The sequence below is a fragment of the Streptomyces cacaoi genome, from assembly GCF_006539165.1.
In the GTDB taxonomy this organism is placed as follows: domain Bacteria; phylum Actinomycetota; class Actinomycetes; order Streptomycetales; family Streptomycetaceae; genus Streptomyces; species Streptomyces cacaoi.
This window is the reverse complement of sequence record NZ_BJMM01000090.1, coordinates 1-13,490: the sequence shown is the minus strand read 5'-3', so window position 1 is coordinate 13,490 and position 13,490 is coordinate 1. Positions and strand designations below refer to the sequence as shown.

At 73.0% G+C, this 13,490-nt stretch carries 12 protein-coding genes; 2 read left to right on the top strand and 10 right to left on the bottom strand.

The window, feature by feature from the left end:
- Positions 1-34: 34 nt before the first annotated feature.
- Positions 35-475 (bottom strand): DUF6278 family protein, encoded by a 441-nt coding sequence (locus tag SCA03_RS33500; RefSeq protein ID WP_030888161.1) that lies wholly within the window; start codon positions 473-475, stop codon positions 35-37.
- 300 nt (positions 476-775) lie between these two features.
- Here SCA03_RS33500 and SCA03_RS33495 point away from each other — a divergent pair, with 300 nt between their 5' ends.
- Entirely contained in the window at positions 776-2,566 is a 1,791-nt protein-coding gene (locus SCA03_RS33495) for an SGNH/GDSL hydrolase family protein (protein ID WP_086814311.1), read from the top strand.
- Between the two features lie 56 nt (positions 2,567-2,622).
- Here SCA03_RS33495 and SCA03_RS33490 read toward each other — a convergent pair whose 3' ends face one another.
- The 9 genes from SCA03_RS33490 to SCA03_RS33450 form a co-directional block, all read right to left on the bottom strand.
- On the bottom strand, positions 2,623-3,402 hold the full coding sequence (locus SCA03_RS33490; RefSeq protein WP_030888155.1) for an exodeoxyribonuclease III: 780 nt from the start codon (positions 3,400-3,402) through the stop codon (positions 2,623-2,625).
- A 54-nt stretch (positions 3,403-3,456) separates the two neighbouring features.
- A complete protein-coding gene (locus SCA03_RS33485) occupies positions 3,457-4,125 on the bottom strand; it encodes an MBL fold metallo-hydrolase (RefSeq protein WP_030886830.1) in 669 nt (222 codons plus the stop codon).
- Positions 4,115-5,413 (bottom strand): bifunctional 3-oxoadipate enol-lactonase/4-carboxymuconolactone decarboxylase PcaDC, encoded by a 1,299-nt coding sequence (gene pcaDC / locus SCA03_RS33480; protein ID WP_030888149.1) that lies wholly within the window; start codon positions 5,411-5,413, stop codon positions 4,115-4,117. Before pcaDC ends, SCA03_RS33485 begins: the two co-directional genes overlap by 11 nt.
- Before the next feature lie 302 nt (positions 5,414-5,715).
- Positions 5,716-6,258, bottom strand: coding sequence for a hypothetical protein (locus SCA03_RS33475; protein WP_030886838.1), 543 nt, complete (start codon positions 6,256-6,258; stop codon positions 5,716-5,718).
- Positions 6,255-7,409 (bottom strand): ROK family glucokinase, encoded by a 1,155-nt coding sequence (locus tag SCA03_RS33470; RefSeq protein WP_051846198.1) that lies wholly within the window; start codon positions 7,407-7,409, stop codon positions 6,255-6,257. Before SCA03_RS33470 ends, SCA03_RS33475 begins: the two co-directional genes overlap by 4 nt.
- 610 nt (positions 7,410-8,019) lie before the next feature.
- A complete protein-coding gene (locus SCA03_RS33465; protein ID WP_037850162.1) occupies positions 8,020-8,838 on the bottom strand; it encodes an ATP-binding cassette domain-containing protein in 819 nt (272 codons plus the stop codon).
- Positions 8,835-9,938: an ABC transporter permease gene (locus SCA03_RS33460; protein ID WP_170297998.1), complete on the bottom strand. Its 1,104-nt coding sequence runs from the start codon at positions 9,936-9,938 to the stop codon at positions 8,835-8,837. The genes SCA03_RS33465 and SCA03_RS33460 overlap by 4 nt, the downstream gene beginning before the upstream one ends.
- Positions 9,935-10,930 carry a sugar ABC transporter substrate-binding protein gene (locus SCA03_RS33455; protein WP_037850161.1) on the bottom strand — a complete coding sequence of 332 codons (996 nt, stop codon included), beginning with the start codon at positions 10,928-10,930 and terminating at the stop codon, positions 9,935-9,937. The genes SCA03_RS33460 and SCA03_RS33455 overlap by 4 nt, the downstream gene beginning before the upstream one ends.
- A 354-nt stretch (positions 10,931-11,284) precedes the next feature.
- Positions 11,285-12,061 (bottom strand): GntR family transcriptional regulator, encoded by a 777-nt coding sequence (locus SCA03_RS33450; protein WP_212767271.1) that lies wholly within the window; start codon positions 12,059-12,061, stop codon positions 11,285-11,287.
- 87 nt (positions 12,062-12,148) lie between these two features.
- On the opposite strand from SCA03_RS33450, the gene SCA03_RS33445 reads away from it, so the two are divergent.
- Positions 12,149-13,186, top strand: a complete 1,038-nt coding sequence (locus SCA03_RS33445) for a Gfo/Idh/MocA family protein (protein ID WP_030886850.1) — start codon at positions 12,149-12,151, stop codon at positions 13,184-13,186.
- Positions 13,187-13,490 lie beyond the last annotated feature (304 nt).

Genomic DNA, 13,490 nt, shown 5'->3' with positions numbered 1-13,490 from the left:
CACGGGAGTTGACGTGCGCCGCCGCCCGCCGGTCTCAGCCCTCGCCGGCCTCCGCGTACGTCTGGGACAGCTCCGGGGAGCCGCTCTCCGCCCAGGTGGTGCCCACGTCCAGGACGTCGATCTCGCGCCCCGAGGCCAGCCGGACCACGGGCTGGTCGTCCGTCCGGCGCGCCCAGTGCGCCCCCGGCACCGTGCGCACGAGCACGGTGCCCAGGTAGAGGCCGGCGTCGCTGCCGAGCCAGGGCGTGACCTCCGGGTCCTCGCGCCAGCGGGGCAGCAGCTGGTCCAGCGCGGCCAACGAGTCGGCGGAGTCGTCCAGTTCGACGCCGGCGCTGCGGGCGTGCTCGCGCAGCAGATCGCACTCGGAGAGGAGCTGCGCCGCGCCCTGCGGGTCTCTGGACAGTGCGTCGGTCGGCTCGGCCTCTTCCTCGTCCGGGTGCCGTCTGCGCCAGGTGTCCAGAAAGGGGAAGTGCATACGGATCAGCGTGGCATTCGCGCGGGCCCGGGCACCACAGGGCGCGCTGTGCCGGGCCGGCCCACTTGACCGGGCGGCCACCCGCGCGTTCCGCACCGGCCACCGCAGGGTCACCCCCTCCCGGTCGAATCCGGGGTGCACTGGGGGGTGTTGGAGTCCACGAGAGCCCACGAGAGGGGCAGTCACGTGCACAGACGACTGAGATCCCGCACCGTCCCGCTCCCGCAGGCCGTACGTACGGGGCCGGGGGCACCGGCCGTCGCGGCCGTGCTGACGGTACTGGCCGTCGCGGCGGTCCTGATGCCCGCGCCCGCTGCCACGGCGCACGCGCGCGGACAAGCGCCCCCCGCGGATACGGCGCACCGGCCGCACCCGATCGAGCGGCTCTTCGACAACCGGGGCATCAGCGACGACGCGGCCCCCGCCGCGGCCGACTTCGACGGCGCCGGGCGCTCCCTGTCCGCACAGGATCTCCGCGCCGCCGGCTGGGGCCCGGGCCGGCGCGTCGACGTGGACGGTGCGACGCTGCGCATGCCGCGCCGCTCCCCCGGCCGGCCCGACAACGTCCGCGCCGACGGCCAGCGCCTCCGGCTCACCGGGCGGGGCGACGCGCTGGCCCTGCTGGTCGCGGCCACCTCGCCGGACGGCCCCGCACAGCCGCTGTCCGCCTCCGGCACCGTGCGCTACCGCGACGGGGGACGCAGCCCGTACACGCTCACGGCGGGCGACTGGCGCAGCGGCCCGCTCAGCACCAAGGCCGTCGCCCTGCCGCACCTCAACGACGGCCACGGCACACAGACCGCGGAGCGGACCCGGCTGTACGTGGTGACCGTGCCGCTGGAGCGCGGGCGCGAGGTGGCCTCCGTACAGCTGCCGCCCGACCCGGGCGACCATGCCGACCTGCACGTCTTCGACGCCGTCGTCCGGCCGGACGCGCGCGGCTGGAGCGGCAGTTGGTCGGCGAGCACGGCCGGGTACACCGGCACCGGGCTGTGGCGGGACCAGACGATGCGGCTGGTCGTGCACACCTCCGTGGGCGGGCCCGCCGCCCGTGTCCGGCTGGAGAACACCTTCGCTTCCCTCCCCGTGCGCATCGGCCACGCCTCGGTCGCCGTACGGGCCGAGGGCGCACGGACCGTGGGCAGGCCGGCGCCGCTCACCTTCGACGGGGGCCGGGCCGGCACCCGGATCCCGGCGGGGGCCCGGGCGGTCAGCGACCCGGTACGGCTGCGGGTGCCGGCCGACGCCGATCTGCTGGTCAGCATCCATCTGCCGGAGCCGGTGCGGGCGGCGCCGGTGCACAGCGAGGCACAGCAGCGCTCGTATCTGAGCGAGGCCGGCAGCGGCGACCGCACCGGCGACACGGACGGCTCCGCCTTCACCCGCTCGCTGACGATGTGGCCGTTCCTGACGGGGGTGGACGTGCGCGGCGGCCCCGGCTCCGTCGTCACGCTCGGCGACTCGATCACCGACGGCGTCCGCTCCACCGAGGGCGCCGACCGGCGCTGGCCCGACGTACTGGCCCGCCGGATCCTGGCCCGGGACGGCCACGACGGGATCCCCCGCTACGGGGTGCTCAACCACGGGATCTCCGCCAACCGCGTCGTGAGCGACCGCTACCCCGGCGACGGCGTCTCCACCGACACCGGCGGGGTGAGCGCCGAGCACCGGCTGGAGCGGGACGTGTTCGGGCAGACGAACGCGCGGACGATGGTGCTCTTCGAGGGCATCAACGATGTGCGCTGGGGCGCCTCGCCCGGTGAGGTCGTCGCCGGGATGAAGGCGATCGCGGCCCGCGCCAGGGAGCGCGGCCTGCGCGTGATCGTGGCGACGATCACGCCGTGCGAGGGCTACCACGACTGCACGGCCGAGGTGGACGCACGGCGCACCGCCGTCAACGCCTTCATCCGGGACAACGGCGGCACGTTCGACGCGGTGCTCGACTTCGACGCGGTGCTGCGGGACCCGGCCCGGCCCGCGCGGATGCTGCCCGCCTACGACTCCGGCGACCATCTGCACCCCGGTGACACCGGGCTGCGGGCCCTCGGCGACTCCGTCGACCTGCGCGTGCTCGCCGGCCGCGACGACTGACCCCGGCGCCCGCGGGACACCACGGCCCGGCCCCGCGCGGGGCCGGGCCGTGCGGCTCACACCTCCAGATCGACGACGACCGGCGCGTGGTCCGAGGCGCCCTTGCCCTTGCGGGCCTCGCGGTCCACATAGGCGTCGCCCACGGCGGAGGCGAACGCGGAGTTGCCGTAGACGAGGTCGATCCGCATGCCCTTGTTCTTGGGGAAGCACAGCTGGCGGTAGTCCCAGTACGTGAACGCCACGTCGTACTTCAGGGGGCGCGGGTGCACCTCCTTCATCCCGGCGGACTCCAGCGCCGAGAGCGCCTCACGCTCCCGCTCGGTGATGTGCGTGGCACCGTCGAACTCGGCGATGTCCCACACGTCCTCGTCGGTCGGCGCGATGTTGAAGTCGCCGAGGACCGCGAACGGCGCGCTGCCGGCGGCGGGCTGCTCCACGGTGGCGCGGAGCGCCGCCAGCCACTCCAGCTTGTAGTCGTAGTGCGGGTGCCCGACCTCCCGGCCGTTGGGCACGTACAGCGACCAGACACGCACCCCGCCGCAGGTCGCGGCGGCGGCCCGGGCCTCCACGACGCCGTCGTAGGCCGGAGCGTCGGGCAGACCGACGGCCGGGTCCTCGACGCCGACGCGGGAGAGGACGGCGACGCCGTTCCACCGCCCGCCGGCGTTCACCACCGACTCGTAGCCGAGTGCGGCCAGCGCGTCGCGCGGAAAGCCGTCCTCGGACACCTTCAGTTCCTGGAGGCACAGCACATCCGGCTGCGCGGTCTCCAGCCACTGCGTCAGGCGCGGCAGCCGGGCGGTGATCGAGTTGATGTTCCAGGTGGCGATTCGCATGAAAAAGGCTTCTCCCTCGGGGGTCGCGGGGGACATCCCCCAGGAGAACGCAGGCTACCGCCCCGGTACGACGCTCTCGCCGGGCGGCAGATGGGTGTGCACCGCACCGCCGGTGCCGGGCCCGCCCTCGCCGAGCATCCGGCCGAGCACACCGAGGCCGTTGTCGTTGAGCAGCCCGTCGTGGATGTCGTAGACCTGCTCGGGCGCGACGGCACGCACGTAGTCGAGGACCTCGGAGAACTTGTTCCACGGGGCGTGCATCGGCAGCAGCAGCGTGTGCACGGGGCGCGCGGGCACGGTGAGCGCGTCCCCGGGGTGGAAGACCGTGCCGTCCACGACGTAGCCGACGTTGGTGATGCGCGGGATGTCCGGGTGGATCACCGCGTGCAGCTGGCCGTGCACCTCGACCTCGAACCCGGCGGCCTCGAAGGTGTCGCCCTCGCCGACGGTGTGCACCCGGCCCGGGAACGCGCCCGAGATCTGCTCGGCGACGCTGCGCAGCGTCCAGATCTCCGCGGCCGGGTTGTCCTCCATGGCGGCGCGCAGCCGCAGCTCGTCGAAGTGGTCGGCGTGCTCGTGGGTGACGAGCAGCGCGTCGGCACCCAGCGCGGCGTCCGGCTCGCTGAACCCGCCGGGGTCGATGACCAGGGTGCGCCCGGCCTTCTCCAGGCGTACGCAGGAGTGGCCCTTCTTGGTGAGGGTGGCGTTCGCGTCAGATCCCATGCGGCTCATTGTCCTCCTGGGCCGCACGGCGGTCCTCCGGAGTGGTCTCCTCGCGGATGACGCGCTGCGCGACGGTGAAGGCGGCGTTCGCGGCCGGCAGCCCGCAGTAGATCCCGGTGTGCAGCAGCACCTCCTTGATCTCGTCCGGGGTGAGGCCGTTGCGCAGGGCCGCGCGGGTGTGGGCGGCCAGCTCCTCGTGGTGGCCGCGGGCGGCGAGCGCGGTGAGGGTGACGACGGAGCGGGTGCGCCGGTCGATGCCGGTGCGGGTCCAGATCTCGCCCCAGGCGTACCGGGTGGCGAGGTGCTGGAAGTCGGCGGTGAAGTCGTCGGTCTCCTCGCCCACCCGGTCCACGTGCGCGTCGCCGAGGACCTCGCGCCGCACCTTCATGCCGGTGTCGTAGGAGTCGGTGCGCAGTGCGGCACGCTCGGCGGACTCCAGTTCGGCGACGGCGGACGCCTGCTGGGGCACGGGCGCGATGACCGGCGCGGGCGCGGGCGGCCCGGCGGGCGACTGCTGCCAGGAGGTCGTGAAGTGCCGGATGAGCAGGTCGGTGACCGCGCCGGGCTGTTCGACGGGCGTCAGATGCGAGGCGCCCGGCACGATGGCCAGCCGCGCGTCGGGTATGCCCGCCACCAGGGCGCGGGCCTCGGCGGGCGGGGTCGTCTCGTCCTCGGCCCCGGCCACGACCAGGGTCGGCACACCGACACCGCCGAGCGTCTGCTGGGCGTCGAAGGAGGCCATGGCCTCGCAGGCGGCGATGTAGCAGCCCGGGTCGGTGGTGCGCACCATCTGGACGGCCCACTCGACGATGGCCGGCTGCGCGGCGGCGAACGCGGGCGTGAACCAGCGCTCGGGGGTGGTCCGCGCGATGGGGTCGAGCCCGTTGGTGCGGACGACGACGCCGCGCTGGCGCCAGCTGTCGGGGGTGTCGTAGCGGGGCGAGGAGGAGATCAGCGCGAGCGAGGAGACGCGCTGGGCGGCCAGCAGCGCGAGCCGCATGCCGATGGCGCCGCCGATGTCGCAGCCGGCGTAGCCGAAGCGGTCGACGCCGAGCTGGTCGAGGGTGGCGAGCAGGCGTTCGGCGAGCGTGTCAGCGGAGTCGGCGGAGTAGGCCGGGGAGCCGCCGTGGCCGGGGAGGTCGAAGCGGAGCACACGCCAGTGCCGGGTGAGCTCCGGGATCTGCCGGTCCCACATGTGCCAGGTCGCACCGAGTGCCGGTCCGAGAACGAGGACCGGGGCGTCGTCGGGGCCGTCGGTGCGGTGTTGCAGCGTCTGGGCGGGGGTCACGTGGGTCACCTCATGCAGGTGTTCGAGTACAGCGAGTACAGCGAGTACGGGCAGAACGGGGAACAGGGGCGGATCACACGGGCCCGGTGCGTCTCACCCCGACAGGACGCGGCGCTTCTCACGCGGTCACGCTACCGAGCGGCGCACGGGAGGCCGCCGACCGGGTCTGCGCCGGAACCGGGGCTTCCAGGCCCGGCGGGACCGGCACGGGGCCGATACCGGACGGCGGCGGGCGAACCCGGGTGCAACCAGCGGAACCGGTGGATCCGGGCGGACACCGGGCGGGCACCAGCCGGTCACGGTCAGGGCTGGGTGGTCGAGACGACGTAGACCCGGGGCCGTTTCTTGTACGTCGTGTCGACGGTGATCGCCAGGTCGGGCTCGCTGCCGGACTGTTCGAGCACACCGCCCCGGTAGCGGTGCCCGGGCTCGTCGAGACGCCAGCCGACCTCGGCGGCCTTGCGGTCACTGATGGTGACCTTGTCCTTGTGCAGCGCCGAGAGATCGCTCCCCACGTCGTCCATGAACGCGGAGAGCCGCTTGTTCGTGGTGCGGAACTGCACCCACATCGTGCTCTTCTCCCAGGAGTTCGACTCGTAGAAGGCGATGCGGGTGGCGGTCTCCGGGACGGGGACGTTGTAGATGCGCTGGCTGACCTTCGGCGGGCGCTGGTACATCAGGTTCGTGGCGGCGGCTGCCCGCTCCTTGTCCTTGCCGCTCGCCCGGCTCTGGAACGCCGACTGCACGAGGTAGCCGCCCGGCAGCGCGATCAGCAGCACGACGATGAGCAGGACGAACAGCCGGTGCCTGGGCCGGTGCGGCGGCCGTGCGGTGTCGGTCGTCACTGGCCCACCGCCCGGCGCAGATTGTCCGCCGCGCGCTCGTAGCGTTCGTAGCGCTCCAGCCGGCGGCGGTTGGCACGGCGGAAGCGGCGCGCCACCAGCCGGGCCAGATCGGCGGCCCCGACCATCCCGGCCTCCGGACCGAGCTGGGCCTTGGCGATCCGGGCCTCCGGACGGTAGCCGCGCCCGGTCAGCTGGCGTCTGTACGCCTCCCTGGCGGGCTCGATCAGCAGCTCGTCCGCGGCGCTGACCCCGCCGCCGATCACAAAGCAGGACGGGTCGAGCGCCGCGGCCAGATTGGCGATCCCGACGCCGAGCCAGCTGCCGATCTCGTGCAGCAGCTCCGTGCACATCGCGTCGCCGGAGCGGGCCAGCTCGGTGATCAGCGGCCCCGTGATGTCGCCGACCTGGCCGCCGACCCGGTCGATGATCCCGTACGCGACGGGCGACTCCGCCGCCGCCAGCTCCCGGGCCTCCCGCACCAGCGCGTTGCCCGAGCTGTACTGCTCCCAGCAGCCGCGGTTGCCGCACGGGCACCGGTGACCGCCGGGCACCACCTGCATGTGCCCGAACTCGCCGGCCACCCCGTACTTGCCGCGCTTGACCCGGCCGTCCTCCAGGATCGCGCCGCCGATCCCGGTACCCAGCGTGATCATGACGAGGTGGTCCTCGCCGCGCCCGGCGCCGAACCGCCACTCGCCCCAGGCCGCGGTGTTCGCGTCGTTGTCGACCATGACCGGGACGGCCAGCCGGGCGGTCAGCGCGTCCTTCAGCGGCTCGTCGCGCCAGGCCAGATGCGGCGCGAACAGCACCCGGGAGCGGTCGGCGTCGACCCAGCCGGCCGCGCCGATGCCGACGGCGTGCACATCGTGCCGGTCGGACAGGTCCAGCACCAGCTCGGCGATGGTGTCCTCGACGACCTTCGGGCTCTTGGACTTCTCCGGCGTCTCCGCCCGGACCTTCTCCAGAATCGTCCCGTCGGCGTCCACCACACCCGCCATGACCTTGGTACCGCCGATGTCGATCCCGACGGTGGGTACGCGGGGTGCCGACAGATGGGAGCGGCGCTCCCGGGTGCTGACCGTCCGCAGGACGCTGGCGCTCGGCCGGGTCCTCCGCGGATAGACCCTCTCGCCGCGTTGGAAGCTGTCGATGCTCACCTGATGGTCGTCCCTCGTACGTGCGGTCCCGGGCGGCCCTTGATTCTGCCAGGCCCCAACGGTACGTCCTCCCACCCGACCCCGCCCCCCGCTCACACCAAGCCCACACGCCCCACACAGGAGAACTCCCCCCGTGCCGCTCGCCCGGCCCCGCCAACCAAGCCGGTCCCGGCCGCGTCCCAGCCTGTCCCGGCCGCATCCCCAGCCCGTCCGGCGCACATCCAGCCCGTCCGGCACACATCCAGCCCGTCCGGCGTTTGAGGACGAGCGCGAGCGATCGGTCCCGCACCGGACAACGGCGCGGAAGCAATTCCAGCCCGTCCGGCGCTTGAGGACGAGCGCGAGCGACCGAACCCGCACCGGACAACGGCGCGGAAGCACTCCCAGCCCGTCCGGCGCTTGAGGACGAGCGTTCAGCGAGACCTCGCAGGGGACGGAGCCCACGCCGGGCAAGGCGCAACAAGGCCAGGCCCGCCCGCGCGGAGGACGCACCCCGGCACTGGGCGAGGCCCAACAGGGCCAGGCCCGACCGCGCAGGGGACGCACCCCGGCACTGCGCAAAAGCCGCAACAGGGCCGAGGCGACACGAGGTACAGCCCAGCGCTCAGCGCCCCAGCTCGTGGCTCAGCTCCTCCAACTCGGACCCTCCGGCCATCTGCCGGACCAGCTCCTCCAGCTCCAGCCCGGACTTCTCGTAGGCGGCGGCCATGCTCCCCCGCTTGAGCAGCACGAACCGGTCGCCGACGAGGTAGGCGTGGTGCGGGTTGTGCGTGATGAGCACCACACCGAGTCCGGCGTCGCGGGCGGCGGCGACGTACTTGAGGACGACGCCGGACTGTTTGACGCCGAGCGCCGCGGTCGGCTCGTCCAGCACGAGCACCTTGGCACCGAAGTGGACGGCGCGTGCGATGGCAACGGACTGCCGCTCGCCGCCGGAGAGGGTGCCGATGGGCTGGTCGACGTCGCGCAGGTCGATGCCCATGCGCAGCAGCGCGCTGTGCGTGGTGCGGCGCATCTCGTCGACGTCCATCCGCCGGAGGGGCCCGCGGCCCTTGACCGGCTCGGAGCCGAGGAAGAAGTTGCGCCACACGGGCATCAGCGGGACGACGGCGAGGTCCTGGTAGACGGTGGCGATGCCGCGGTCGAGCGCCTCGCGCGGGGAGCCGAGGCGGACGTCCTCGCCCTGGATGCGGAAGGCCCCGGCGTCGTGCTGGTGCAGCCCCGAGACGATCTTGATCAGGGTGGACTTGCCGGCCCCGTTGTCGCCCAGGACGCAGGTGATCTCGCCGGTGTGCACCTGGAGGGAGACGTCCTGGAGGGCGCGGATGTTGCCGTAGAACTTGCTGACCTCGGCCAGCTCGACCAGCGGCTGCGCCCGGTCGTCGCCGGCCGCCCCGGCCTTCTCGTCGCTGCCGTCGCTCATCGGGTCACCTCCGCGCGCTTGCGGATCCAGGCGTTGAGGAGGGTCGCGAGCAGCAGCATCGCGCCCAGGAAGAACTTGAACCAGTCGGGGTTCCACTGGGCGTAGACGATGCCCTTGTTCGCCATGCCGAAGATGAAGGCCCCGACCGCGGCACCGACGGCGGAGCCGTAGCCGCCGGTGAGCAGGCAGCCGCCGATCACGGCGGCGGCGATGTAGATCAGCTCGTTGCCGACGCCCTCGCCGGACTGGACGGTGTCGTAGTTGAACAGCAGATGCTGCCCGGAGATCCACGCCGCCAGCGCGACCCCCATGTACAGCCCGATCTTGGTGCGGCCGACGGGCACGCCCACGGCGCGGGCCGCGTCGACCCCGCCGCCGACGGCGAAGATCCAGTTGCCGGCGCGGGTGCGCAGCAGGATCCACGTCGCCAGCACGATCAGCGCGAGCCACCACACCACGGTGATCTGCACATCGACGCCACCGAGGGTGAGGGTGGAGGCGAAGACGGCACGGGCGGAGTCGAAGCCCTCCATGTCGCTGATGCTCTTGGTGGTGACGGTCCCGCTGATCAGCTTCGTCATGCCCAGGTTGAGGCCGGTGAGCATGAGGAACGTGCCGAGCGTGATGATGAAGCTGGGCAGCTTGGTCCGGGTCAGCATGAACCCGTTGAAGAAGCCGATCGCCAGCGTGACCAGCAGGGACACCCCGACGCCCACCCAGGTGTTGGCCGTCATCTGGTAGCTGAACATCGAGGAGACCAGCGCGGACGAGGTCACCATGACGCCCGTCGACAGGTCGAACTCGCCGCCGATCATCAGCAGCGCCACCGGCACCGCCATGATCCCGATCGTGGACGAGAAGTAGAGCACCGTGGAGAGGCTGGAGGCCCGCAGGAAGCTGTCGGCGACCAGCGAGAAGAAGACGAACAGCGCGATGGCGCCCACGACGGCGCCCAGCTCGGGCCGCCGCATGAGCCGGGCGGGCAGCGAGCGGTGCACGAGGCGTTCGTCGGCGGATCCGTCCGGAGCGGGGCCGCCCCCGTCGCCGGGCGCGGATCCGGACGGGCCGGCGGGGCTGCCGGCGGGTGCGGCGGCCGTCATCGGGTCCCCCGCTTCGTGAACTCCTCCAGCTTGCCGGCGTCCTTCTTGGTGAGGATCTGCGGCCCGGTCAGCACGGGCTTCCCGCCGCCGAGCATGTCCGCGTTGTAGCGGTACAGCCACAGCAGGTCGACCGACTGGTAGCCCTGGAGGTAGGGCTGCTGGTCGACGGCGAAGCCGATGGAGCCGTCCTTGAGGCCGGTGGCGACCTTGGAGTTGAGGTCGAAGGTGTCGATCTCGGCCTTGCTCCCGGCGTCCTGCTTGGCCTGCACGGCCGTGGCGGCGAACGGGGCGCCGAGCGTGACGACCGTGTCGACCTTCTTGTCCGACTGGAGCTTGGCCTCGACGGACGACTGGACGCCGGGCATGTTGGTGCCGTCGACGTAGAGGTCCTCGACCTTGCCGTCGAAGGTCTTGCGGATGCCGTCGCAGCGCTGTTCGTGCCCGACGTTGCCCTGCTCGTGCAGCAGGCAGACGGCCTTCTCGCGGCCGCGCCGGTTCAGCTCCTTGCCGACGGCCTCACCGGCGGTCTGCTCGTCCTGGCCGATGTGGGTGAGCGCGCCGTAGGCGCTGGAGACCTCCTGGCCGGAGTTGATGGTGACGACCGGGATGCCCTTCTTCACCGCCTTCCGCACGACGTTCTTCATGGCGCTGGGCTTGGCGAGGGTGACGATCAGCCCGTCGACCTTCTTGTCGATGGCGGCCTGCACGAGCTGCGCCTGGCGGCCGGCTTCCTTGTCGTGCGAGTAGAGGAACTCGATGTTGTCCTTGGCCGCGGCCTGCTTGGCGCCGCTCTGCACGATGTCCCAGTAGGTGTCGCCGTCGCCGGAGTGCGTGACCATGGCGATCTTCCAGCGGGGCGTGGTCACGTTGGCCTTGCCGGACGCCGCCTGGTCGCGTGCCTCCTCGGCCCGCTTGCCGCCGGTGCTGCTGCACCCGGCGAGAGCGGCCACGGCGGCGAGCACCGCCGCCACGACGGCCCCCGTCGCGCGCACGGACGCACGGGATCTACGGGACCTTTGCACGGTGGCCACGCTCTTTCGCCCTCTCGGTACGGGTACGGGTGCGGTCGATCGACCGGAGTCGCCGGGACCCGCACGGCGCGCGGCACGTCCGGCGCCGGGGTCCGGCCGCGGGCGTCCTTGCTGCCGCGGCTCCGGGAGACCGCCCAGGATCTTCGCACAAGTATCCGTCACCCGGACCGGAAAGGGTGCCCCGGGTCCGGGCGGTACGGCCCGGGCCCCGCGTGCCCTCCGGGAGACGGTCGTCACTCCGCGTGCCCCACCCCGTGGCGTCATGGCGGATTTGTAGCGGCCTGCCCGGTGCCCGTCAATGCGCGGGACGCGCGGTCACGAGCGCACGAGCAGCTGGAACTCGAAGGCGTAGCGGGAGGCACGGTAGAGGTGCGAGCCGTATTCGACCGCGCGGCCCGTGTCGTCGTACGTGGTGCGCTCCATGGTCAGCAGCGGGGCGCCGGCCGGCTCGCCCAGCAGTTCGCCCTCCGGCCCGTCCGCCGTGCGCGCCCCCACGGACTGCCGGGCCGAGTGCAGCGTGACGCCCGAGCCGCGCATCAGCCGGTACAGCCCCGTCGCCTCCAGGCTCTCCCGCTCCAGGGGCAGCAGATCGACGGGCAGATGGTTGCGCAGATAGGCCATGGGCTCGCCGTGGGTGAGCCGGAGCCGCTCGATGGTGCGCACCTCGGTGCCCTCGGGGACGGCCAGCGCCGCGGCCACCTCGGCGGTGGCCTCCTCGGTGCCGTAGCCCAGCACGCGGGTCGCGGGGCGCTGGCCGGCGGCCTCCAGATCGTCGTAGAGGCTGCTCAGTTCCAGGGGGCGCTTGACCTGGCTGTGCACGACCTGGGTGCCGATGCCGCGCCGGCGCACCAGCAGCCCCTTGTCGACGAGCGACTGGATGGCCTGGCGGACCGTCGGCCGGGACAGGCCGAGGCGCCCGGCCAGATCGATCTCGTTGCCCAGGAGGCTGCCCGGGGCCAGTTCGCCCCGCTCGATGGCGGCCTCCAGCTGCTGGGCGAGCTGGAAGTAGAGCGGGACGGGACTGGCACGGTCCACACCGAGCCGCAGGTCCACCGGATCATTCTTCGCCACACCGGGAGGGTAGTGCTCCATCCGGGTGGCCGGAAACCTGACGTTCGATTGTCAGGACGAAACGACAACACGTTGACAGGGCCGCGCGGCCCGCGCCAGCGTAGGTCCATGCGCATCGGACTCATCGGCACCGGCCGGATCGGCACCCTGCACGCCCGTACGCTCAGCGCACATCCGGAGGTCACCGAGCTGGTGGTGACCGATGCGGACGCCCTGCGTGCCGTGGAGGTCGCCTCCGCCCTCGATGCGACGTCGGTGCCGACCGTCGCCGATCTGTTCGCGCTGGACATCCACGCCGTCGTCATCGCCTCCGCGACCGCCTCGCACGCCGAGCTGATCCGTACGGCGGCCGCGTGCGGGCTGCCGGTCTTCTGCGAGAAGCCGATCGCGCTGGGCCCGGAGGGCACCCGGACGGCACTGGCCGCGGTCGAGGAGGCCGGGACGCTGCTCCAGATCGGTTTCATGCGCCGGTTCGACGCGGGATACCTCGCGGCCCGCGAGGCCGTGCGCACCGGCAGGCTCGGCCGGCTGCACACCGTGCGGGCCGTCACCTCCGACCCGGCGCCGCCCCCGGCCGCCTATCTGCCGGACTCCGGCGGGCTGTACCGAGACTGCCTGGTGCACGACTTCGACGCGATCCGCTGGGTGACCGGCCGCGAGATCGTCTCGGTGTACGCGGCCGGTTCGGCGGCGGGCCCGGCGATGTTCGCCGAGGCCGGCGACGTGGACACGGCGGCGGCGCTGCTGACCCTGGACGACGGCACGCTGTGCACCGCGACGGCGACGCGGATGAACGGCGCCGGGTACGACGTCCGTATGGAACTGGCCGGTGAGGCCGACCAGTTGGCGGTCGGGCTGGACGCACGCACCCCGATCACCTCGCTGGAGCCGGCCGCCGGACCCGCGCCGGAGCGGCCCTGGCCCGGCTTCCTGGACCGCTTCTCCCCCGCCTACGAGGCCGAACTGGCCGCCTTCGTCCGCGTGCTGCGCGGCGAGATCCCCAACCCGTGCGACGGGCACGAGGCACTGCGTGCCCTGCTCGTCGCGGAAGCCTGCGAGCGCTCCCGCGCCCTGGACGCACCGGTGTCCGTCACGGAGCCGGCCGGCGCGCTGCCCGGCGGCGAGGCCCAGCCCACCTCGGCCTGAGCCGGGGCAGACGGCTCCGGGCCCGGCGACCGCGACTCGGGGCCGGACCGCAGGACGCGACTCGGGGCCGGACCGCAGGACGCGACTCGGGGCCGGACCGCAGGACGCGACTCAGCAGTGGACCGGTCTCAGCGGCTCAGGAGCGGCCCGGCGGCAGCAGATCAGCAGTGGACCGGTCTCAGCGGCTCAGCAGTGGACCGGTGGCAGCGGCTCAGCAGTGGACCGGTGGCAGCGGCTCAAGGGTGGGCCGGTGGCAGCGGCTCAGCAGTGGACCGGTGGCAGCGGCTCAAGGGTGGGCCGGTGG

Bases quoted from the DNA above. Each gene is read 5' to 3' on its own strand.
- SCA03_RS33500 (WP_030888161.1), bottom strand. From the start codon at position 475: ATGCACTTCCCCTTTCTGGACACCTGGCGCAGACGGCACCCGGACGAG.
- SCA03_RS33495 (WP_086814311.1), top strand. From the start codon at position 776: ATGCCCGCGCCCGCTGCCACGGCGCACGCGCGCGGACAAGCGCCCCCC.
- SCA03_RS33490 (WP_030888155.1), bottom strand. From the start codon at position 3,402: ATGCGAATCGCCACCTGGAACATCAACTCGATCACCGCCCGGCTGCCG.
- SCA03_RS33485 (WP_030886830.1), bottom strand. From the start codon at position 4,125: ATGGGATCTGACGCGAACGCCACCCTCACCAAGAAGGGCCACTCCTGC.
- SCA03_RS33465 (WP_037850162.1), bottom strand. From the start codon at position 8,838: ATGAGCGACGGCAGCGACGAGAAGGCCGGGGCGGCCGGCGACGACCGG.
- SCA03_RS33460 (WP_170297998.1), bottom strand. From the start codon at position 9,938: ATGACGGCCGCCGCACCCGCCGGCAGCCCCGCCGGCCCGTCCGGATCC.
- SCA03_RS33450 (WP_212767271.1), bottom strand. From the start codon at position 12,061: ATGGAGCACTACCCTCCCGGTGTGGCGAAGAATGATCCGGTGGACCTG.
- SCA03_RS33445 (WP_030886850.1), top strand. From the start codon at position 12,149: ATGCGCATCGGACTCATCGGCACCGGCCGGATCGGCACCCTGCACGCC.